Source organism: Candidatus Aminicenantes bacterium (genome assembly GCA_026393855.1).
Classification (GTDB): domain Bacteria; phylum Acidobacteriota; class Aminicenantia; order Aminicenantales; family UBA4085; genus UBA4085.
Map to the genome: position 1 here is coordinate 22,618 of JAPKZJ010000022.1, position 19,874 is coordinate 42,491.

Here is a 19,874-nt window from a genome sequence, read left to right on the forward strand (position 1 = left end):
TCCTTATCGCGGGAACGTGTCGAAGGCTCGATCGCCAAGGGGTCTTCCTGAAAACATCCTCATACGCTCGACGGCGGAGCTTTGTCCCGGCTTCGAGCCGGCGGGCGGCGCCCGGATATTCCAAGGAGGTTTCATGAAATTCTCGAGCCGCGCCCAGGTCGAATCGCTCTCCAAGTTCCGGAGCGAGAAGTACCTCACCCTGTCGTTCTTCCTGGATACCGACAAGCATCGACTGAGCAAGAAAGAGATTCTCGTCTCGGCCAAAAACCTGCTGGCCGACGCCCGGGCCCGCTTGGAGGCCCTGGACGCCTCGAAGGAGAAGAAGCAAAGCCTGGCGGCCGACCTGGACGCCGTCCAGGAGCTGACGGCCAAGGAGGCCGGCGCGAACGGCCCCGGGCTGGCCGTCTACGCCTGCTCCGGGGAGAAGTTCCAGGAAGTCCTCTCGCTGCCCGAAGCGCCGCGGAATCGAGTCGTCTTCGACCGCAACCCTTACGTTTTGCCGCTGACCATGATCCTGGACGAGTTCCGGCGGATGATCGTCTTCCTCATCGACCGCCGCGAGGCCAAGTGGTACGCCGCCGCCATGAACGAGATCACGGTGCTGGATCAGATGAAGAGCGAGCCGCCCCAGAAGATCAAGGGCGGCGGGGAGCGCGAAGAGGCCCGCCGGATCGAGCGCCACGTCGAGGCGGCCCTGCAGGGACATTACAAAAAGGCCGCTCAACGGACCTTCGAGCTGTTCAAGAAGAACGGGTTCCACGGCTTCGTCCTAGGCTGCCCGGACAACCTGGCCTCCGAGATCGAGCCGCACCTTCATCCCTATGTCCGCGAGCGGCTGCGGGGCTGGCTGCGGGCCAAGCCGGCCGATGCACCCGATATCGTCCTCAAGGAGACCCAGGCCCTGGAGCGAGCCATCAAGAAGGCCGAAGAAGAGGCAATCGTCAAGCGCTTCACGGCCGAGCTGGAGAAAGGCGGCCGGGCCGCTTCGGGGCTGCGGGACTGCCTGAGCGCCCTGGGCATGGGCGAGATCCAGACCCTGATCGTGACGAAGTACTACTCCGCGCCCGGCCGGCATTGCCCGCGCTGCAAGCTTCTCTACACCGAGGAGCAGATCAAGTGCCCCTCCTGCGACCGCAAGACCGATCCCGTGCTGGACGTCGTGGACGAGGCCATCGAGGCGGCCATGCGGCACGACGCCCAGATCCGCCACATCCAGCCGCCCTCGCGGCTGGATCACTACGGCCAGATCGGAGCCTTGCTGCGGTTCAAGTCGTAGCTTTGATCTTTTTGTCCCGGAAACGAACCTTCTCGAACAGACTGTACATGACCGGGATGACGAAGAGCGTCAGAAGCGTCGTTGCGATCAGGCCGCCGAGCAGGGTGATGCCCAGGGGGTTCCGCATATCGGCACCCGAGGACCGGCTGATGGCCATGGGGAATGTCCCCAGGATGGTCGTCAGAGCCGTCATCAGAACCGGGCGAAGCCGGGTCACGGCGCCTTCGACCACGGCTTTCTTCTTATCCATCCCGCCGCGCCAGAGCTGGTTGGTATAGTCGATCATGACGATGGCGTTGTTGACCGCCACGCCGGCCAGGATAATGATCCCGATCCAGACCGGCAGGTTCACCGGCCGGCCGGCGATAAGCAGCCCGAGGACGATTCCGATCAGGCACATCGGGATGGTGAACATGATGATGAAGGGGTGTTTGAGTGACTCGAACTGCGAGGCCATGACCATGTAGACGAGCAGGAGGGCCAGGGCAAAGACGCCGGCCAGGATAAGGAAGGCTTCGCTCATTTGTTGATAGGAACCGCCGATCTCGAGGAAATAGCCGGCCGGCAGGCCTTTTTCGACGGGAGCGATGCGGGCCTTGACGTCGCGGACCACACCGCCCAGATCGCGGCCGGAGATGTTGGCGGTAATCGAGACGCGCCGGGCTTGGTTCTCACGGGCGATCTGGATCGGCCCCTGGCCCGCTGCAACTTCCGCCACCTGGTCCAAGGCCACGGACGTACCCATGGGAGTCAGAATGGGGGTTGAAGCCACGGCCTGGATAGAGTCGCGAAACTCGGACTTAAACCGGACCCGAATGTCGATCTCTTCGCCGGCCTCCCGGTAGCGGGTGGCTACCTGACCGAGAGTAGCCGTCTGAACGGCGGTCTCGACCTGGTTGACGGTCAGCCCGAAGCGGGCCGCCCGGTCGCGATTGATCCTGATGTGGTACTCGGGCTTGGCCTGAGCCAGGGTATGGGTGGCGTCCCGAATGCCGGGCACGTCCTTGATCCGGGCCACGACGTCGTCGGCGAAGCGCCGCAGGTCGGGCAGCTCCTTGCCAAAGATCTTGATCTCGACGGGAGAGGTGGCCCCGCCCATGAAGGTTCCGGTCATGTCCATAGCCTCGACCTTGACGTTCTCGAAAACGGGAAGCTGCCGGCGGATCCGCTCCTGGACCTCGATCGTTTTGGCTTTGCGCTTTTCGATCGGCTGCAGCCCGATAAAGAATTGGGCCTCATGCGGGCCGGTGGGAGAGCCCCCAAAGCCCTGGTCCGAGGGATTGTCTTCGGCCGAGCTTCCGACCTGGAGGCTGATGATCTTGACCTCGGGCTGGGCGGCGATGACCTTCTCGATCAACGTCGCGATGCGGTCGGTTTCCTGAAGGGCCGTCCCGACCGGGGCGCTGACTTTGAAGAGCAGCATATCCATGTCCATGGACGGCATGAACTCCGTGCCGAGGACGGGGATGAGGGCCGCGGAGGCCAGGAAGAGGCCCAGGGTGCCGAAGATGACGGTCTTGCGGTGGGCCAGAGCCCAATTGAGGCCCTGGCGATAGAAGGCCTGGGGCCGGCTGAAGTCGCGGCCGATCGTCTTGCGAATGGATCGGGCATCGCCCTTCTTCTGCCTGAATAGAATCGAGCCGAGCATGGGCACGATGGTCAAGGCCACGAACAGCGAGGCGATCAAGGAGAAGACGATGGATAGGGCCAGGCCGGTGACCAGCTTGCCGGTGATGCCCTGGGCGAAGGTCAGGGGCAGGAAGACAACGATCGTCGTCAGGGTCGAGGCAGTGATGGCCATGCCGACCTCGGCCGTTCCGGCCTTGGCCGCCTCCTTGGCATCCTTGCCCATTTGGACGTGGCGGAACATGTTCTCGATGACGACAATGGAGTTGTCGACCAGCATGCCGATGCCCAAGGCCAGACCGCCCAGGGTCAGCAGGTTCAGGGTGAAGCCGGCGAAATAGAGGGCGATGAAAGTCGTGATGATGGATAAGGGAATGGAGAGGCCGATGATCAGGGTCGGCCGCCAGTTCCACAGGAAGAAAAAGATCACGGCGATGGCCAGCAGGCCGCCTTGCCAGGCGTTGTCCATCGTGCTCTTGGTCACGCCCTTGATCATGTCGGCCTGGTCCATGATCATGTGGAACTTGATGTCGGGCGGAAGGGCCTTGGCTAGGGACTCGAGGGCCTTCTGGACGGCGGCGCCGACGATGGCCGTGTTGGCTCCGGACCGCTTGGTCACGAATAGAAAAACGGCGTCCTGGCCGGCGATGCGGCCGACGTAGCGGGTCTCCTTGAGGGTATCGCGGACCTCGGCCACGTCCCGCACGTAGATGGGGCTGCCCTTGGCCGTAGCCCCGACTACGGTGGCCCGGATGTCGTCGAGGGATTCGAACTCGCCCAGGGTCCGGACGAGGTAATCGGAATGCCGCTCGACCAGGTGACCGGCCGGCATGTTGACGTTGTCCATGGCCAGGGCGCCCAGAACCTGGTTAAGCGACAGGTTGAGGGCCAGCAGGGACCGTTTATCGACGTCGACCAGGATCTCCCGGGTGCTCATGGAGGCGGTCTGGGCCGCGGCTACGCCCTCGACCCGCTCCAGCCGGCGGGCGACCTCGTCGTCGACGAGCTTTTTCATCTCCGTGGCAGGCCGGTTGCCGGTGATGCCCCAGAAGACGACCGGCATCTGGCCCATGTTGAACTTGACGACCAGCGGATCGCTCGCTCCCTTGGGCAGGTAGTTCTTGTACAGCCCGATCTGATCGCGCAGATCCTGGGCGGCGAAGTCGAGGCTGGTGCCCCACTCGAACTCGACCGAGAGGAGAGAGGTCCCCTCCGAAGATGTCGAGGTCAGCTTCTTAACCCGGTTGACCGAGGAAACGACCTGCTCGAGCGGGCGGGTGATGCTGTTTTCTATGTCCTCGGGAGAGGCGCCCCGGTAGCTGGTGATGACGGAAACGGTCGGGTATTCGAGGTCGGGAAAGAAGTCCAATCCCAGCCGGGTGTAGGAGATAGCGCCCACGACGACCAGGATCAGGGCCATCATGGCCGTCGTGACGCGCTTGTTGACGGCAAATTCCGGGAGCTTCATGGCCGGCTCACTTCTTGATTTCGACGGGCGAGCCTTCGATCAGGCCGAAGTTGCCCTCAATGATGACGAGATCGCCTTCCTTGAGCCCATCCAACACCTCGATCGTGGTCGTATTCTTGAGGCCCAGGGTGACGGGATGCTTGACGGCCTTGCCGTTCTCGGCCAGGAAGACATATTTGTTCTCCAGAATCGCTTTCTGGGGCACGGCCAGGGCATTCGGGTGCGACTGGACCTCGAAGACGATCGTGCCGTAGACTCCGGGGCGGAGCTTCCAGCCCGGGTTGGGCACGTCGACCTCGACCCGGAACTTTTTGGACAACGGATCTCCGGTCTGATTGATGACCGAGATCAGACCCGAATGGTCCGAAGACTCGCCGTTGCTGACGCGCAATAAGGCGGGATGCCCCTTCTGCAGGCGGCCCACATCACCGGGAGTGACTTCGACGATGACCTTGATCCGGGAGTCGTCCACCAGGGTCACGACCCCGTATCCGCCCATCATCGGATTGATGACGTCGCCGACTTGGGCGTTCTTCGACGAGATGATGCCGGCCCAGGGAGCGGTCATGACGGCGCTCGCCCGGGCGTGACGGGCCAGGGCGACGCCGGCACGGGCTTGTTCGAGCTGGGCTTTGGCCGCGTCGAAGCCCAGCCGGGCCTGTTCGGACTGCTGCTCGGAGACGGCTTTCTGGGCCTGCAGACGGTCCATGCGATCCCTGGTCCGGACGGCGTTGTCGTAGGAGGCTTGGGCCACGGCCAGTCCGGCCTCGGCCTGGCGGAGCTGGAGGCCGATGGACTCGGCGTCGAGCTCGGCCAGGAGCTGGCCGGCGGCGACCCGCTGGCCTTCCTCGACCAGGATGCGGGCCACCTTGCCGCCGGTCTCGGGGGTGATGTTGATCTTGCGCCAAGCCTCGAGCGTTCCGGTGTAAGTCAGCTTTTCGGAGACGGTCTGGCGCGCGGCCGGGACGACGGAGACGACAGTCGCGGCGGCGCCGGCCGCGGCGGACGGATTCGCGGCCTCTTTGGCGGACGGCTTGCAGGCCGGCAGCGTCGAGGCAGCGAGAACGATCAGGACGAAGGCGGCGACAAGGCGTAGATATTTCATGGCATCACTCCGTTATCTTTTACTTTTCGTAGGCGTCTTGGTTCAGGCCGACGGCTTTTTCCAGCTCGGCCATGGCCACGGCATAGTCATAGAGGGCTTGCGTGTAGTTGGTCCTGGCTTCGCTCAGGGCCACCTGGACGGAACTGACGTCCAGATTGGTGACCAGGCCCTCGGTGAAATTAAGCTCGGCGATCCGGACGGCCTCCAGGGCCTGCTCGACGTTCTTCTCCTGCGAGAGAAGCGATTCGCGGGCCTGCTGGAGGCCCAGAATGGCCGTCTGGACTTCAAACTTGACGGTCTCGGCCAGCCCCCTTTGGCTGTAGTCGATCTGCTTGAGGGCGGCCTGCGACTGGCCCAGCCGGGCGCTGTTGACGAAGCCGTTGAAGATGGGGAAGCTCAAGACCATGTTGATCTGATAGAAGCTCTCCCAGGTGTTGCGGCCGAAGTTGAGCTTGTCGGCCCAATAGTTATAGGCGCCGCCGACGGCCAGGGTCGGCAGGTAGGCCGCCTTGGCCATCTTGACCATCTCGGCGGCCATGAGCTTCTGGTAGCGCAATTGGTTGACCTCGGGCCGTTGGGCCAGGGCTCGGGCGATGTTCTCGTCCACGTTCACGTCCACGGCCTTGATGCTGAGCTCCCCTTTGACCTCGATGGCCTGGTTCAGGTCCAGGCCGAGCAGGGTCTTGAGGCCCAGCTCGGCCGCGCGCAGGCCGTTGCGGGCTCGAATGAGCTGGGGCTTGAGGTTGGCCGATTGGACCTCGGACCGGAGCATGTCGAAGCGGGTGGCCATCCCGGCTTCGTAGAGGTTGCGGACGTTCTTGACGTGCCTGTCGGCCAAGTCGACCGCCTCGCCCGTGACGTCCACGAAGGCCCGCGCCAGCAGGACGCCGTAGAAGGCCTTTTTCACGTTGAAGACGGTTTCCTGCTGGGACAGGCGGATGCCTTCCTGGGTCGACTGCAGGTTGAGGTTGGCCTGCTTGAACCCCGCCATCAGCCGGCCGCCGGCGTAGAGAGGCAGGCTGAAGTTCAGGGAGAACTGATAATTGCGGGTGAAGTCGAGCTTGACCTTGGTCGGCGGCTGGCCCGGGACGAACGAGGGGAAGGTGACGGAAAAGACCTTCTTGTCCAGCACGTTCTGACCCTGGGCATTGAGGGTCGGGAAGAATCCGGATACGGCTTCGCGGACGGCGGCCGAGGCCCCATCTTCTTTGGCCTTCTCGGCCAGGTAGAAGAGGTTTTGGCGCAGGGCCAAGCGGATGCTGTCGTCGAGGGTCAGAGTCAGCGTCTCCGGCCCCTGACCGGGGCGCGCCTCCATCCGAACAGGGAGTGCGGCCAGGACGGCCAGGCTGGCTATCAGAGCGGCGATTCTTCTCATCGGGTTTCTCCTCGGTCGGCGGTGCGGGCGGCGAATCCCCGCAATAGAAAATCGGATATGAGTGATACGTCTTTTTCAAGGTCGGGTTTATGCGGCGCCCAGAATCCTTCGGTGAACACGCCCTCGATGACCGCGGCCACGTAGAAGGACGCGGCCCGGACGTCGAAGGCCCGGAATTCGCCGTTGGCGACCCCTTCGGCCAGCAAGGCCTCCGTGCCCTTCATCAGGTCGGCGCGGCGGGCCCTGAGGCGGTCGATGAACTGGCTTTCGCGGCCTGAGCCGGCAGCCCCCGTCCGGCCGACGAACAGGGGGATAAACTTGAGGAAAGTCCGATCGGCCAGAAAGACGCGGGAGAGATTCTCCTTTTCGGCCAGAGAGCCGAGGAGGCAAGCCACTCGGGTATTTTAGGATCTCGCTCCAAACGTGTCAAGGGGGGGAAAGGAGGGAAGAGAGGCGGCGCCCCCGCCTCCGGACCTATCCGCGGCGTAAAAGCTTTTTACGCAGCGGTTGCTTTGAAAAAGGATGGAGGTGCGGCTACAATGGAAGTATGAGAAGCCTGACCGGGCGGACGGCCCTGCGGACCGCGGCCGCCTTATGGCTCGGGCTGGTCGTCGTCAGCCTCCCGGGTCGACCTCTGCCCGGCAAATGGGACATCCAGATCGTGGTCGAGGTCGAAGGCCGCTACGGCCTGGAGGCCCGCGACGCCCGCCACGAGGGCAGCTATGCCTTGCGGGCTCACTGGCTCGGGCTGATGGAAAAAGACGACGAGGATTTCCTTCTCATCCACAAAGAGCGCAGCCTCGAGAAGTGGGAGGCCGAGGAGAGGTCCAGCCGGGGAGCGACCGTGACGATCCTCAGGACCGAGGATTTTCCGGAGAAGCCGGAGCTGCGCGTGAACTACGTCCTGCGGGAGGGAGACAACCTCCGCGTCGATTTCGCGGTCATCGGCTTCGAGGTCCCGCGGGCTCTCGCCGAAGATACCTTTCCCCTGATTCTGCCGGCCGCCGCGGGCAACCGGACCGGGGCGCCGGGCCAGGCTTACGATCCCTACGTGATCAAAGGCTCGAACCTGATCATCGTCCCCCTGTCGGCCATCCTCAAGGGCCCCGAGGTTCGCAAGATCCCCTGGTCCTGGCGCTACCGCGGCTGGCTGCAGCGCGAGACCCAGAACCTGTTGGTGACCCAGAGCCACGACGCCGTCGTCACAATCTCGATCACCCCGCATGAAGAATAAGGAACATCTCCCGATCCCGGGAAGAGCGATTCGGAGTCACCGTTGGGGGCAACGGTGCTATGCGCCGTAATCAGATCTCTCCAAATCCTTGATCCGAACGCTATCGACGGCGCATTGATCGTCCCGGCCAATCCTCTCGGCGCCTCAGCGCTTCGCAGTCCTCGTCGGAACGTCGCTTCGATAGTTCCCGCGAGGGCGGAACTGCGCGTTCGAGATCTCCCGGTCATGGAGACCACCCACTCCGTTTCGATTCCGCAGGATGGTCGCGTGCTCAAACAGCCCTCGGCACATGCAGCCGAAGGCGCTATCCTATCCCCGCCTTCGAAGGCGGGGTAGGGGTGGTGATATCAATGAGAATAAGAGTGTTGTGCGCCTTCGGAATAAAAAGCTTTTCCCGCGCGATTTCGCCGTTGGACGGATACCGCGCCGCTAAAGCCCTCGGAGATGGGAATTCAATAAAAGAAGACGATAAATTTAAGCCCGGGGATGGAACTTGTCGTAGACCTTGCGCAGGCGCTCCCGGCTGACATGGGTATAAATCTGAGTCGTCGTGATCTGGCTGTGGCCGAGCATCAGCTGGACCGAGCGCAGATCCGCCCCCCGTTCCAGAAGATGGGTGGCGAAAGAGTGGCGCAGGACATGGGGATGGACTTTGTCCCCCAGCCGGGCCGAGGCTGCGTATCCCTTGAGCGTCTTCCAAAATCCCTGCCGGGTGAAGGCCGAGCCGCGACGGGTGAGGAAAAGCGTCTCCGAAGCCCCTTCGGCCGCGGGGGACCGAGGCGACGCCGTTTTCTTCTTCGAGAGAAAATGGGGACGCGCCTCCCCGAGGTAGCGCGCCACCGCTTCGACCGCCGACCGCCCCAGCGGCACGATTCTTTCCTTGCCGCCCTTGCCGCGGCAAAGGAGAAACCCGTCCCGCAGGCGGACATCCATGATCCGAAGCCCGACGAGCTCCGAGACTCGGAGGCCCGAAGCATACATGACTTCGAGCATGGCCTTGTCGCGAAGGCCTTGGGCGTCCGATGAGTCGGGCTGGTCGAGCAGGGCTTGGACCTCTTTGACCGAAAGGAACTTGGGCAGGGAGAGCCAGGCCTTGGGCGAGGTCAGGTTAAGGGCCGGGCTTTTCTCGATCCGGCCTTCCAGCACGCCCCAGCGATAGAAGGCCTTGAGGGCCGAGATGAGGCGGGCCAGGGACCGCGGCGAGAGCCCCGCCCGGCTCTCGGCGTGAATGAACCGGACCAGGTCGGCCTCACCCGCCCGGTCCCAAGCGGCCTTGGATGTCTCGAGAAAGGCGAAATATTTACCCAGATCGCGGGCATAAGAACGCTGGGTATTGACGGCCAGGCCGCGCTCGACGTCGAGGAAAGACTGGAATTCGGCCAGAAGCGAGGCGGGATCGTCCGGGCCGCGGCGGGCGGTCATGCCGGATAGGTGTTGGCCGCGCGCTCCTGGCCGATCGTGGTCAGGGGCCCGTGGCCAGGCAGGACGACCGTGTCGTCGGGCAATACCATCAGCTTGTCTCGGATGCTGGCCTCCAGCTGCCGCTGGTTGCCCCCGGGCAGATCGGTCCGCCCGACGCCCTCGAAGAACAGGGTATCGCCCGAGAGCAGGAATCCGTCGCCGAGGAGGCAGACACCTCCCGGCGTATGGCCCGGCGTGTGAAGGACGCGGAGCTTCCCGTTGCCGATGTAGATATCTTCGCCGTCCGCAATCAACCGGTCGGCCGGAGGCGAGTCCTGGGCACCCAGGAAGAGGCTGATCTCCAGGTTCTGCATCTTGCCCAGCAGATCTTTGTCACCGGCGTGGATAAGCAGGGGGATGTGATATTTGTCCTTGATGTCGCGATTGGCCCCGATATGGTCGATATGGCCGTGGGTGTTGATGAGCAGGATCGGACGGAGGGCCTCCTCGGCGATGACCGGATAGACTTTGCCGGCCTCCGCCCCCGGGTCGACGACGGCGCACTCCTTCGTGCCGGGGCAGTACACCAGGTAGCAGTTGGTCTCCAGGCCGCCGACGATGATGAGCTTATAGCGCATGTCCCTTCCTTGAGTCTTATTTAGCCCATTCATCGGATCAAGTCAATCAGAGAGGCTCTGGCGATTTGGATTCATATTCTTCCCGAATAAGATGCGAGGCAAACGGAGAAGGCTTCCTCGAGGGGGTGGCAGAGAAGCGCCGGCCGAAGGCCGGTGCGAAACGTTGGAGGGGGAACCACTCAAAGGTTCCCCCTCCAAGGGAGTCCAGTGATATAATCCCGGCGTGAACGAGACTCCCTGGCAGCTTCAAATCGTTAAGCGCTCGCTCAAAAAGAAAGAGAAGCTCGACCTCATCGACAAGCACCTCCGCGTCCGCCCCGGCGAACGGATCCTCGACCTGGGCTGCGCCCAGGGCATTCTGAGCTACTTCCTCCGGAAGAAGGGCGGGACCTGGGTCTCCACCGACCTCGACCTGACCAACCTGCGCTCCAGCCAGGCCCTGTTGAAGGGCGGCCTGGTCCAGATGGGATCGCCCACTCTCCCCTTCCGCGACGGCGCCTTCGACCAGGTCGTCTGCCTCGACTACCTGGAGCACGTCGACGCCGACGCCGCGACCCTGGCCGAAGTCCGCCGCGTCCTGAAGCCCGGCGGCCGATTCCTGCTCATCACCCCGCACGACGGGGGATTCTTCCTGCTCCAAAAGATCCGGCCGGCCGTGGGGCTGAAGATCGAGTTTTACGGCCACAAGCGCGAGGGCTACAGCCTGCCTAACCTGCGCCGGATGTTCGCCGCCGCGAGCTTGAGGCTCACCGGCTACACAACCTACTCGCGCTTCTGCACCGAGCTCCTCGAGCTCATCCTCAACGCCCTCTACGTGAACATCCTTTCGACCAAGCCCCAGAGCAAGCTCCGCGACGGGCACATCCGGCCTTCGACCTCGGACGAGTTCGCGGCCCAGAAAAAGGCCTTCGGCATCTATAAGATCATCTATCCCTTCCTCTGGCTGGCCTCGCGCCTGGACACCCTGCTCTTCTTCCAGCGCGGATACGCCATCATGGTCTGGGGGGAAGCCGAATCGAAACCCAAGGAGTCCGGACATGGCCATCGTTCTTGACGGACAGTCGCTGACCCTGGAAAAGCTCGTCGCCATCGCCCGCGGCGCCGAGAATGTCGAAATCGCCCCGGCCGCGCTGGACAGAATCCGGGCCTGCCGGGCCGTGATCGAGGAGAAGATCGCGGCCCGCGAGATCATGTACGGCGTCAACACCGGGATCGGCGAGTTCTCCGAGGTCGTCCTGACCGACGAACAGGTCAAGGACTTCCAGAAGTATCTCATCTACAACCACGCCGCCGGCATCGGCAAGCCCGCACCGATCGATCACGTCCGGGCGGCCATGGCCGGCCGGATCAACGTCCACGCCAAGGGCCGCTCCGGCTGCCGCCCCGAGATCCCGCTGACCCTGGCCGCCATGCTCAACGCCGGGGTGACCCCCGTCGTCTGCCGCAAGGGCTCGGTCGGCGCTTGCGGCGACCTGGCCCCGATGTCCCAGATCGCCCTGCTTCTCCTGGGCGAGGGCGAGGCTTTCTACGGGGCCGAGCGCCTGCCCGGCCGGATCGCGATGGAGAGGGCGGGCATTCCCATTCCCGGTCTGCAGGCCCGCGACGGGCTGGCCGCCATCAACGGCTCCAACCTGCTGACCGCCATCAGCGCCCTCTGCCTCTACGACATCGACCGCTGGCTGAAGCAGGCCGAGATCGCCTGCGCCATGTCGCTCGAAGCCCTGATCGCCAACCTCAAGCCTTACGACATCCGCCTCCATGAGGAGCGCGGCTTCGCCGGCGCCATGCGTTCGGCCCGGGCCATCATGAAGTGCCTCGAGGGCAGCGATCTGGCTACGGGCAAGATGAAGACCAAAGTCCAAGACGCCTACTCCATGCGCTCGACCCCCCAGGTCATCGGCACCGCCCACGACGCCGTGGCCTACGCCCGCAAACAAGTCGAGATCGAGCTCAACGGCGTCGGCGATAACCCCATCTTCCTGGCCGAATCCAAGACCACCCTGACCGGGGCCAACTTCCAAGGCTCGCCCGTGGCCTTGCCGATGGATATGATCGGGGCGGCCGTGACCATGGTCTGCGTCCTGTCCGAGCGGCGGCTCAATCGGCTGACCAATCCCGCCCTGAGCGTCGGCCTGCCGGCCTTCCTGACCGAGGGGGCGGGCATGTTTTCCGGGATGATGCTGAGCCAGTACACGGCCGACCATCTGATCGTCGAGCAGCGCATCCTGTCCGCTCCGGCCTCCATCCAGTCCATCCCGGCCGCGGCCGACCAGGAAGACTTCGTCTCGATGGGCATGAACACCGCCCTCAAAACCGTCCAGATCCTCGACAACGCCTACGGCATCCTGGGCATCGAGATGATGGCCGCCGCCCAGGCCATGGATTTCCGATCCTTCGCCTTCGGCCGGGGGACCGAGACGGCCCGCACCGTCGTCCGCCGCTATGTCTCCCACCTGGACGTCGACCGGCCGCTTCACATCGACCACAACATGATGAAGACCCTGATCCAGACGGGCGAAGTGCTGGACGAGGTTGAAAAGGCGGTCGGACCGCTGGCTTGAGCGGGCAGAAGAATAATATGGACGCCTATCTGACGCCGGATGCCCGCCTGGCCCTCCAGGCGCTCGCCGTCACTTCCGGGCGTGCCGCCTCCGCCGGCTTTCTGATCGGCCATGTCCGGGGCGGCCGTTTTATCGTCGAAGGGCTCGTCCCGGCAGCTTCTCCGACGACCATCAGCGATCCCGAAATCTTCTTCCGGCTGGATGCCCTCTACGCGGGCCGGATCATCGGGTTTTTCCTCGCCGCCTCGGCGGCGTCCGCCCGCAAACCGCTCCTGCGGCCCCATGCCTGCGGCAAGCTGGTCCTGGCGGCCAGGAAAACACCGTCGGGTCGGTCCGCATGGAAAGGATTTTTGATCGAGTTTGACGGCGAATTCTCCTTCGCGCGGGCTCAAATCATTTCCGAAACCGAGAGAAAGCCATGAAGAAAAAAGCCGTTTGGGTCGTTTTAATCCTCGCCGCCCTGCTCCTGCAGAGCCCCCATCCCTCCCCCGCCGACCCGGAGGCCAAGATCCGGCCGGCCCTGGGATTGGCGATGCGGGAAGCCCCCGATTCGGCGGCGACGCTTCATGTCTGGGTCAACTTTAAAGATAAGGGCATCGCGGATGGAACGGCGCTTCGGCAGGCTCTGGCCGTGACGCGGACGGGCCTGCGCGCGCACAGCCTCCAGCGCCGGGCCAAGTCGCTGCCCCTCGACGCCCTGGTCGACGAGCAGGACCTTCCGGTATCGCCCGACTACGCTTTGCGAGCCCGCGCCCTATCCTCCGGCGTTCGGGCCGTCTCGCGCTGGCTGAACGCCGTCAGCGTCGAGGCGACCCCGGCCCAGGTCCAAGCGCTGGCCGGGCTGGATTGCGTCGCCTCGCTCGATGTCGTCCACGGTTTCAAGCGCGAGGAACCGCTAATCATCGAGCGGGAGATCGGCGATTTGGCGGCAGCCGGGCCGGACCCCATTCCCGGACTCAAGCCGTTTTACGGCGGCGCTTACCGCCAGGTGGGGATGATGGGCGTACCCGAGCTGCATGCGGCCGGATTGACCGGGCGCGGCGTCATCGTCTGCCTGCTGGACATCGGCTTTCGCAAGACCCATGAAGCCTTCCGGACGGCCCGGGTTATCGCGGAGCACGACTTCGTGATGAAGGACGGCGATGTCCAGCGCGATCCCTCCAACCCGCTCGACTACACCGATTTCCACGGCACGGCCTGCTGGTCGCTCCTGGGCGGCTACCGGCCCGGCACGCTCGTCGGCCCGGCCTTCGGGGCCGATTTCATCCTCGGCAAAACCGAGGATGACCGGTCCGAAACGCCGGTTGAAGAGGACTATTGGGCGGCCGGGATCGAATGGGCCGAATCGCTTGGTGCCGACGTCGTCTCGTCCTCGCTCGGATATACCGATTGGTACCGCTTCGCCGACATGAACGGCCGGACGGCCGTGACGACCAAGGCCGCCAACCGGGCCACGGCCCTCGGCGTCGTGGTCGTCAATGCCGCCGGCAACGAACGAGGAGGCTCGTGGGGCCATATCATCGCCCCGGCCGACGGATTCGACGTCATCGCCGTGGGCGCGGTCGACGCCAAGGGCAAAATCTCCACCTTCAGCTCGCCCGGCCCCACGGCGGACGGGCGGATCAAACCGGAAGTTTGCGCCATGGGCGTTCGGAACTTCACGGCCATGAGCGGGCCGAACCTGGGCGATGCTTCGTATTCGATGGGCAGCGGGACTTCCTACGCGACGCCTCTCACGGCGGGTGTGGTGGCCCTGCTTCTCGAGGCCTATCCGAATTGGACCGTGGCCCAGGTCAGGGACGCCCTGATGTCGACGGCCGCCAACGCCGCGACGCCAGACAACGACTACGGTTGGGGGCTGGTCAACGCGCCGGCGGCGGTGAGGAAGTAACAGTCCGCGCGACTAACTTTTTGGCCTTGCTCCTGGGATCCACTTTCATAATCTCGCACAACCCGTGCGAGAATCGTCCAACCGAGAGTTCGACTATTTGGGCTTCCCGGCCGGCTTACGCCGCCAAGCCATCTTCATGTACTTGCGGCCGCCCTCGAGCTCGGCCAGCATCTGCTCTAGGCGGGAAGTCCGCGTCTCTTCCCGGACAGCCCGGGTGATCCAGCCGATGTAGTCATTCTGCTGGTAGTCCGGACGGCTCCGATAGGCAGCCATCAAGCCGCGCTCTTGCAGCGCTTTTTTGATGAAAGCCGGCATCGGATAGCGAAGCCTTTTCAGCCGCGTCGCTATTCTTACATCCATGCTGTTCGCGCCGATTCTCGAAGCCAAGCCGTTACGGTTGGTTTGCTTATTTTCCTGCCAGCCCGATAGTGAATTGCCGCGCCCGCTTCTTGACGGTATCCAGCACGGTGGTTTTGATCCACCCCGAGCTTTTCAGGTTTGAGGCGCGAGTGAACACCACCGCGATGGTGGTTTGTTCGCCCTTGGCCAGGATTCGCGAGCTCTCCCACGGATTGGCGAGAGAAAAGCCCGGCCCGGAAATCGTCGGCGGGTCCACTTGAAGGGGACGAGTCCCTTTATTGATAAGCTTGATTTCGCGAGTCGCCGTAAGGCCGACGCTCAACTTGCCGAAGTCCAATTGAGAAGGGTCGATGGAAATAGTCGGACTCTTGGAGAACGAACTGGCGATGCCCCCGATGATGAATAGCCCGGCCACGATGCCCGCGGAGATGAGGAGCGCATTCGTTATCTTGCTGCTTTCCGCGCCCCAATTGACGGCATTGCTATAACGGCCGGCCGGCCGACCTTGCCCGAAACAGGGAGCCGTGAGCAAAGCCGCGACCAAAAGCAGACTCCACAGGCTTCGTCCAGACCTGAACGCCCTCTTGATCCAAGCGCTTTTCATGACTGGCTCGCGACTTTCCCCAAGATACCTGCCACCCTCTTGACCAGCGGCCGGGAAGGCGCGTTCATGAGCAAGAGCAGAACGGCCATCGGAAGGACTCCGATGCCAACCACGAAATAGCCTAGGCTCAGGCCAAGGATGAACATGGCCGCAAATCCTCCGATGATGATCGCGGCTCGCAGGCCATCCGAGGGCATATATCCATAGGGGCCACGGCAGATCGTCCGCCCATCCCTTTCTCGCACCTGGACCGCGCAACCCTTAGTGGCGTCCTGGATGATTTCGATTCGTTTCGGCTTGACCTTCATACGGAAAGCCGGGCCGAGCTCCTTCTGGATGATGTCTTTGATTTCTTCACCGGTCATGATCTTGTCAAATGCGTACTTGCCCATTTGAACCTCCTGCCACAGCCGACGAACAACTGTGAGGCGGAGCCGAATGAGGAAAGGCGTCTCGGCGCATCGGCTGAATACTCCCCCCGCCAAAATGGCCTCCATAGTAATTCACGAATTCAAGCCTGTCAAACGCAAGGTCGACCTGATCTCGAACCAAAAAGAATCCAGGTTCAGCTTTAACGCCCTAATCGAGCCTGGAAGAGGAAAGGCCCGAGTCACAGCTTGGGCCGGGGCGGCGCTTGACATAACGGCCCATTTCACTAAGATGGAAAAAGCCACCCGTAGCAGATTTGGAGGATACGCATGAAGAAAGCAGTCCTGATCACTTTGATGGTCGTCTTCGCCCTCGGCTTCCTCGGCACCACCCTGCGGGCCCAGGGAACGCTGGCCGGCCTGTGGAAGACGATCGCCGACGAAGGCCCCGACAAGGGCAAGGCCAAGTCCTACCTGGAGCTCTTCGAGAAAGATGGAGTCTTCTTCGCCCGCATCAACAAGCTCCTGCTCGAGCCCCAGGACAAGGTCTGCGACAATTGCAAAGGCGCCCTCAAGGGCAAGCCCCTCATCGGCATGGTCCTCATGTCCGACATGAAGAAGACGGGTAAGATCGACAAGGACTTCGGCGAGGAGTATGCCGGCGGCGAGATCATGGACCCCGACAACGGCAAGTCCTACCGCTGCAAGATCTGGGTCAAGGGCGACAACCTGACGGTCCGCGGCTACCTGGCCATGTTCCACCGGACCCAGAACTGGTACCGCGTCAACCCGTAACCCGGGCCTCGGCCTTTTTATTCGGGTCGACGGGCCAGAAGCGCGTCGGCCCGGCCGTCCAATTCGCGCAGGATTCGCTCCACGCGCAGCCGTTCGCTTTCCAGAGCCTCACCTTCGATTCCGCGGGGAATCTCGATCGGCTCACCGAATAAAGCCACGGCCCGGGAGAACAGGCGGGGAACCTCGAAGCGGTCCCAGCTGCGGAAGACTTTTTTCCTCGAGGCCCCGAGCGTGTAGGGAACGAGAAGCGCCCCGGTCTCGGCCCCCAGCTTGACGGCGCCGAGCTTCAGCTCCCGGTCGGGGCCGCGCGGCCCATCCGGAACGATCAGGACCTCGCCGCCCGCCGCGAGCTCCCGCATCATGATCACCCAGGCCCGCTTCATTGAATGGGAGCCCGAGCCGCGGATGACTTTGTAGCCCCAATTGTCGATGAGCCTGGCGATCAGCTCGCCGTCCTGGGACGGGCTGACGAGGGGCATGATGTTGCGGCGGCGGAACATCCAAGGGGCGCTGAAGATCTTGCCGTGCCAAACCAGAATGACGACCGGCCGACCGGCCCGGCGCAGGTCGCGATAGGCGGATTCGCCCTCAACCCGCAGGCGGAGGGTCTTCATCCAGGCGGACATGAGCGGCCGGCCCAGGAAATCGATGGCCGCCTGCTCGAGCTTTTTGCGGAAAGGCATGGCGGATTTCATGCTATGCGAAACGGCGTACCGAGTCAAAGAAGGGCTCGGGGTATGAGGGGCCAAACACGCTCGCTCCCCCAGCGAGGGAACTCGCTCTGCCGACTCGGTCGCTCCCCTCGCCTTTCGGCGAGGGACCGTGCCCGCTCCCTCGTCGATCGGTTTGACCCCTCAAACCCCTCGCCCCGGTCTAAGGCCTTTTCGGAAACGATAAAATTGCATTCATGGGAAAAGGCTACCATGAAGGGGAGGCAGGACGACGGCTATAGGCCGGAGGACGTTGGAGGGGGAACCCTGCAAAGGTTCCACCTCCAAGGGAGGCCGGTCGCTCCCTCGCCGACCCTAAGCTATCGCTTAGGGCTGCAAAGCCCGTGGGTTTGGCCCCCAATCGCCCTCGCCCTTTGATCCAAAGCAGAGCCAAAAGCGAATCCCGCCAAGCTCAATCCCAGGCCGTAAGGCAGCGAAAAGGGCCAGGCGGGAATGGGCAACGGCAACACGCCCGAAGTCGACAGGAAAGAAAGAACCGCGAAGCCGCCGCCCAACCCCAAGCTCAAGAGGCCGGCCCACGGCCGACGGCGCACCGAGAGGATCATCGCCAATCCCGGGACGAAGAAACCCTCAGCCAGTATCTCCGACGCCAATCCGATCGTCTTGAGGATACTCTGAAAACGGGTGGCTACCGCAAACGCCGCCGCAGCGGCCAGAATAAGCGCGGCTCGGCTCGCGAGAGCACCCCTTTCCGGCCGTTCGGCCGCCTTCCGGCCGAAGACGTCCCGAGCAATGGCCAGACCGCCGGCATTGAGGGCCGTGTCGAGAGTGGACATCACGGCCGCCAGAACAGCGGCAAACAGCAAACTCCCGAGCCACGGCCCGAGCTTGTCCGCGATCATGGCGGGGAAAAGGGATCCCTCGGGCACCCGCCCTCCGAACAGCGGCCGGGCCAGCCCCCCTATCAGGACGACCAGGACATAGAGAACGGCCAAAGCCGCCGCCGAAGCCGCCAACCCTCCCCGCGCCGCCGTGCCGCTCCGCGCAGCCTGAATGCGCTGGTGCGCGATAGGCGAGATCGTCCAGGCCAGGGTGAACGAAAGGAAGATCAGGCCGCTCTGCGGGAATCCGGCCAGCAGGCCGGGGCCACCGGTAATCGCGCCGAGCACGGCCGAGCTGCCCCCGGCCTTGCCCGCCAAAAAGACGACCAAGCCCGACAGGCCGACGGCCAGCAGCGCGCATTGGATGATATCGGTGGCGACGACGGACCGCAGCCCGCCGGCCAAGCTGTAAATGAGCACGACCGCCGTCCCGAGCGCCAGGCACTCGAGATAGGGGCGCTTCATGAACACGCCCAAAAACCGTCCCATGGCGACCATCTGCGAAGCAGCCAGCAAGATCATGTACCAGATGAGCAGGCCCGAGGCAATGGACCGGACCACGCGCCCGTAGCGCATCCCCGCCAGTTCGGGGAGGGACAAGGCCGGCAGGCGGCGAAGCGGGCCGGCCAGCGCAAATAGGATCAAAATCGAGGCTACGGCCGGGAGCCCGACCAGCCATAGGGCCCCAAGACCGGTGCGGAAGGCGTCGTCCGTCGAGACCAGGATCGAAGCCGCCCCGAACCAGGAAGCGGTCAGCGACAGCGCTACAAGAGTCCCCGGCAGGCGGCGCGAAGCCAGAAAGAAGTCCTCGAAGCCCTTCATCCGGCGCCTGGCGGTCAAACCGATAACGAGGACGATGGCGAAATAGGAAGCCAGGGCGATCAGCAATCCGGGGCGCATAGGGGATTCCTAATATATGCTATAATTTCGCCGGGATGAAGAGGAATATCCTTTCAGCAGCCTTGGTTTTAGCCGCCGTCTGCCTGGCCGCCGCCCAGGAAACCCCCGAAGCCATTCTGGCCCGCATGGAGAAAGCTTTCGGCGGGATGGCGGCCTTCCAGTCCGATTTCGAGCAGACCTCGAGCTCCACGATGACGGCCATCCCCATGACCCAGAAAGGCCGGGTCTACTTCCGGCGGCCCGACGCGATGCGCTGGGAGTACGGCGCCCCCGAGAAAAATATCTTCGTCTTTAAGGCGGGGCTTCTCTTGTCGTACTTCCCCGAGGACAACCAGCTTTGGCGGCAAAACATCCCGCCGGAAAAAAACGAGACCGAGATCCTAGCTCTGTTGGCCGGGAAAGGCGGTCTTTCAAAAAAATATATCGTTGAGGAAAGCCCCTTCCCCGAATCGGCTCCCGGCTCCGCCCAGCTCAAGCTGACGCCGCGGGAAGAAAGCGAATATTCCTATCTTCTGCTGGAAATCGACCGCAAAAGCGCCCTCATCCGGCGGGCCATCTTTTTTGATTGGGGGGGAAACCGCAGCCAATTCGTCTTCTCACGGCTCAAGTCCGGGGTCAAGCTGGCCGATTCGGTCTTCGAGATCAAAGTCCCGTCCGACTGCGAGATCATCGACGAGACCGGGCCGATCAAGCGCTGAACCATCGGCCGCCGAATCCGTA

Annotated in this window: 19 protein-coding genes; 8 read left to right on the forward strand and 11 right to left on the reverse strand. The window is 63.4% G+C overall.

The annotated features are described in order from the left end of the window. The first annotated feature begins 133 nt into the window (after positions 1-133). A complete protein-coding gene (locus tag NTZ26_03000; GenBank protein MCX6559461.1) occupies positions 134-1,276 on the forward strand; it encodes a hypothetical protein in 1,143 nt (380 codons plus the stop codon). Here NTZ26_03000 and NTZ26_03005 read toward each other — a convergent pair. Genes NTZ26_03005 through NTZ26_03020 form a run of 4 tightly spaced genes read right to left on the reverse strand, consistent with a single transcriptional unit; the run spans position 1,266 to position 7,245 of the window. Next, entirely contained in the window at positions 1,266-4,370 is a 3,105-nt protein-coding gene (locus tag NTZ26_03005) for an efflux RND transporter permease subunit (protein MCX6559462.1), read from the reverse strand. The genes NTZ26_03000 and NTZ26_03005 overlap by 11 nt on opposite strands. A 7-nt stretch (positions 4,371-4,377) precedes the next feature. Next, positions 4,378-5,475: an efflux RND transporter periplasmic adaptor subunit gene (locus tag NTZ26_03010; GenBank protein MCX6559463.1), complete on the reverse strand. Its 1,098-nt coding sequence runs from the start codon at positions 5,473-5,475 to the stop codon at positions 4,378-4,380. Positions 5,476-5,494: 19 nt separating this feature from the next. Then, entirely contained in the window at positions 5,495-6,850 is a 1,356-nt protein-coding gene (locus NTZ26_03015; GenBank protein MCX6559464.1) for a TolC family protein, read from the reverse strand. Beyond that, positions 6,847-7,245, reverse strand: a complete 399-nt coding sequence (locus NTZ26_03020; GenBank protein ID MCX6559465.1) for a hypothetical protein — start codon at positions 7,243-7,245, stop codon at positions 6,847-6,849. Before NTZ26_03020 ends, NTZ26_03015 begins: the two co-directional genes overlap by 4 nt. Positions 7,246-7,397: 152 nt before the next feature. On the opposite strand from NTZ26_03020, the gene NTZ26_03025 reads away from it, so the two are divergent. Continuing rightward, the gene (locus tag NTZ26_03025) at positions 7,398-8,084 is read left to right on the forward strand and encodes a hypothetical protein (protein MCX6559466.1); all 687 of its coding nucleotides are present in this window, start codon (positions 7,398-7,400) and stop codon (positions 8,082-8,084) included. Positions 8,085-8,558: 474 nt separating this feature from the next. Here the strand turns inward: NTZ26_03025 and xerD are convergent, their stop codons facing one another. Both xerD and NTZ26_03035 read right to left on the reverse strand, forming a co-directional pair. Continuing rightward, complete coding sequence (gene xerD / locus NTZ26_03030; GenBank protein ID MCX6559467.1) at positions 8,559-9,506, reverse strand: site-specific tyrosine recombinase XerD; 948 nt, start codon at positions 9,504-9,506, stop codon at positions 8,559-8,561. Beyond that, complete coding sequence (locus NTZ26_03035) at positions 9,503-10,123, reverse strand: MBL fold metallo-hydrolase (GenBank protein MCX6559468.1); 621 nt, start codon at positions 10,121-10,123, stop codon at positions 9,503-9,505. Before NTZ26_03035 ends, xerD begins: the two co-directional genes overlap by 4 nt. A gap of 223 nt (positions 10,124-10,346) precedes the next feature. Here NTZ26_03035 and NTZ26_03040 point away from each other — a divergent pair, with 223 nt between their 5' ends. Genes NTZ26_03040 through NTZ26_03055 form a run of 4 tightly spaced genes read left to right on the forward strand, consistent with a single transcriptional unit; the run spans position 10,347 to position 14,575 of the window. Next, entirely contained in the window at positions 10,347-11,177 is an 831-nt protein-coding gene (locus tag NTZ26_03040) for a class I SAM-dependent methyltransferase (GenBank protein ID MCX6559469.1), read from the forward strand. Beyond that, positions 11,161-12,684, forward strand: coding sequence for an aromatic amino acid ammonia-lyase (locus NTZ26_03045; GenBank protein MCX6559470.1), 1,524 nt, complete (start codon positions 11,161-11,163; stop codon positions 12,682-12,684). The genes NTZ26_03040 and NTZ26_03045 overlap by 17 nt, the downstream gene beginning before the upstream one ends. Positions 12,685-12,701: 17 nt before the next feature. Further along, positions 12,702-13,106: a hypothetical protein gene (locus tag NTZ26_03050; GenBank protein ID MCX6559471.1), complete on the forward strand. Its 405-nt coding sequence runs from the start codon at positions 12,702-12,704 to the stop codon at positions 13,104-13,106. Beyond that, on the forward strand, positions 13,103-14,575 hold the full coding sequence (locus NTZ26_03055; protein ID MCX6559472.1) for a S8 family serine peptidase: 1,473 nt from the start codon (positions 13,103-13,105) through the stop codon (positions 14,573-14,575). The genes NTZ26_03050 and NTZ26_03055 overlap by 4 nt, the downstream gene beginning before the upstream one ends. A 93-nt stretch (positions 14,576-14,668) precedes the next feature. On the opposite strand, the gene NTZ26_03060 is transcribed toward NTZ26_03055, so the two are convergent. The 3 genes from NTZ26_03060 to NTZ26_03070 all read right to left on the reverse strand — a co-directional run bounded on the left by NTZ26_03060 (position 14,669) and on the right by NTZ26_03070 (position 15,931). Next, positions 14,669-14,890, reverse strand: coding sequence for a YdeI/OmpD-associated family protein (locus NTZ26_03060; protein ID MCX6559473.1), 222 nt, complete (start codon positions 14,888-14,890; stop codon positions 14,669-14,671). A gap of 91 nt (positions 14,891-14,981) precedes the next feature. Continuing rightward, on the reverse strand, positions 14,982-15,479 hold the full coding sequence (locus NTZ26_03065; GenBank protein MCX6559474.1) for a hypothetical protein: 498 nt from the start codon (positions 15,477-15,479) through the stop codon (positions 14,982-14,984). Positions 15,480-15,535: 56 nt separating this feature from the next. Beyond that, complete coding sequence (locus tag NTZ26_03070) at positions 15,536-15,931, reverse strand: hypothetical protein (protein ID MCX6559475.1); 396 nt, start codon at positions 15,929-15,931, stop codon at positions 15,536-15,538. Between the two features lie 306 nt (positions 15,932-16,237). On the opposite strand from NTZ26_03070, the gene NTZ26_03075 reads away from it, so the two are divergent. Next, positions 16,238-16,702 (forward strand): DUF2147 domain-containing protein, encoded by a 465-nt coding sequence (locus tag NTZ26_03075; GenBank protein ID MCX6559476.1) that lies wholly within the window; start codon positions 16,238-16,240, stop codon positions 16,700-16,702. 17 nt (positions 16,703-16,719) lie between these two features. Here NTZ26_03075 and NTZ26_03080 read toward each other — a convergent pair whose 3' ends face one another. Together NTZ26_03080 and NTZ26_03085 are read right to left on the reverse strand one after the other, a co-directional pair. After that, positions 16,720-17,385, reverse strand: coding sequence for a lysophospholipid acyltransferase family protein (locus tag NTZ26_03080; GenBank protein MCX6559477.1), 666 nt, complete (start codon positions 17,383-17,385; stop codon positions 16,720-16,722). Positions 17,386-17,732: 347 nt separating this feature from the next. After that, entirely contained in the window at positions 17,733-19,154 is a 1,422-nt protein-coding gene (locus NTZ26_03085; GenBank protein MCX6559478.1) for a sodium:solute symporter family protein, read from the reverse strand. Positions 19,155-19,189: 35 nt separating this feature from the next. Here NTZ26_03085 and NTZ26_03090 point away from each other — a divergent pair, with 35 nt between their 5' ends. Then, entirely contained in the window at positions 19,190-19,852 is a 663-nt protein-coding gene (locus NTZ26_03090) for an outer membrane lipoprotein carrier protein LolA (GenBank protein MCX6559479.1), read from the forward strand. Positions 19,853-19,874 lie beyond the last annotated feature (22 nt).

Coding starts and splice junctions, on each gene's coding strand:
- NTZ26_03000 (MCX6559461.1), top strand. CDS start 134: ATGAAATTCTCGAGCCGCGCCCAGGTCGAATCGCTCTCCAAGTTCCGG.
- NTZ26_03005 (MCX6559462.1), bottom strand. CDS start 4,370: ATGAAGCTCCCGGAATTTGCCGTCAACAAGCGCGTCACGACGGCCATG.
- NTZ26_03010 (MCX6559463.1), bottom strand. CDS start 5,475: ATGAAATATCTACGCCTTGTCGCCGCCTTCGTCCTGATCGTTCTCGCT.
- NTZ26_03015 (MCX6559464.1), bottom strand. CDS start 6,850: ATGAGAAGAATCGCCGCTCTGATAGCCAGCCTGGCCGTCCTGGCCGCA.
- NTZ26_03025 (MCX6559466.1), top strand. CDS start 7,398: ATGAGAAGCCTGACCGGGCGGACGGCCCTGCGGACCGCGGCCGCCTTA.
- xerD (MCX6559467.1), bottom strand. CDS start 9,506: ATGACCGCCCGCCGCGGCCCGGACGATCCCGCCTCGCTTCTGGCCGAA.
- NTZ26_03035 (MCX6559468.1), bottom strand. CDS start 10,123: ATGCGCTATAAGCTCATCATCGTCGGCGGCCTGGAGACCAACTGCTAC.
- NTZ26_03045 (MCX6559470.1), top strand. CDS start 11,161: ATGGCCATCGTTCTTGACGGACAGTCGCTGACCCTGGAAAAGCTCGTC.
- NTZ26_03050 (MCX6559471.1), top strand. CDS start 12,702: ATGGACGCCTATCTGACGCCGGATGCCCGCCTGGCCCTCCAGGCGCTC.
- NTZ26_03055 (MCX6559472.1), top strand. CDS start 13,103: ATGAAGAAAAAAGCCGTTTGGGTCGTTTTAATCCTCGCCGCCCTGCTC.
- NTZ26_03060 (MCX6559473.1), bottom strand. CDS start 14,890: ATGCCGGCTTTCATCAAAAAAGCGCTGCAAGAGCGCGGCTTGATGGCT.
- NTZ26_03070 (MCX6559475.1), bottom strand. CDS start 15,931: ATGGGCAAGTACGCATTTGACAAGATCATGACCGGTGAAGAAATCAAA.
- NTZ26_03075 (MCX6559476.1), top strand. CDS start 16,238: ATGAAGAAAGCAGTCCTGATCACTTTGATGGTCGTCTTCGCCCTCGGC.
- NTZ26_03080 (MCX6559477.1), bottom strand. CDS start 17,385: ATGCCTTTCCGCAAAAAGCTCGAGCAGGCGGCCATCGATTTCCTGGGC.
- NTZ26_03085 (MCX6559478.1), bottom strand. CDS start 19,154: ATGCGCCCCGGATTGCTGATCGCCCTGGCTTCCTATTTCGCCATCGTC.
- NTZ26_03090 (MCX6559479.1), top strand. CDS start 19,190: ATGAAGAGGAATATCCTTTCAGCAGCCTTGGTTTTAGCCGCCGTCTGC.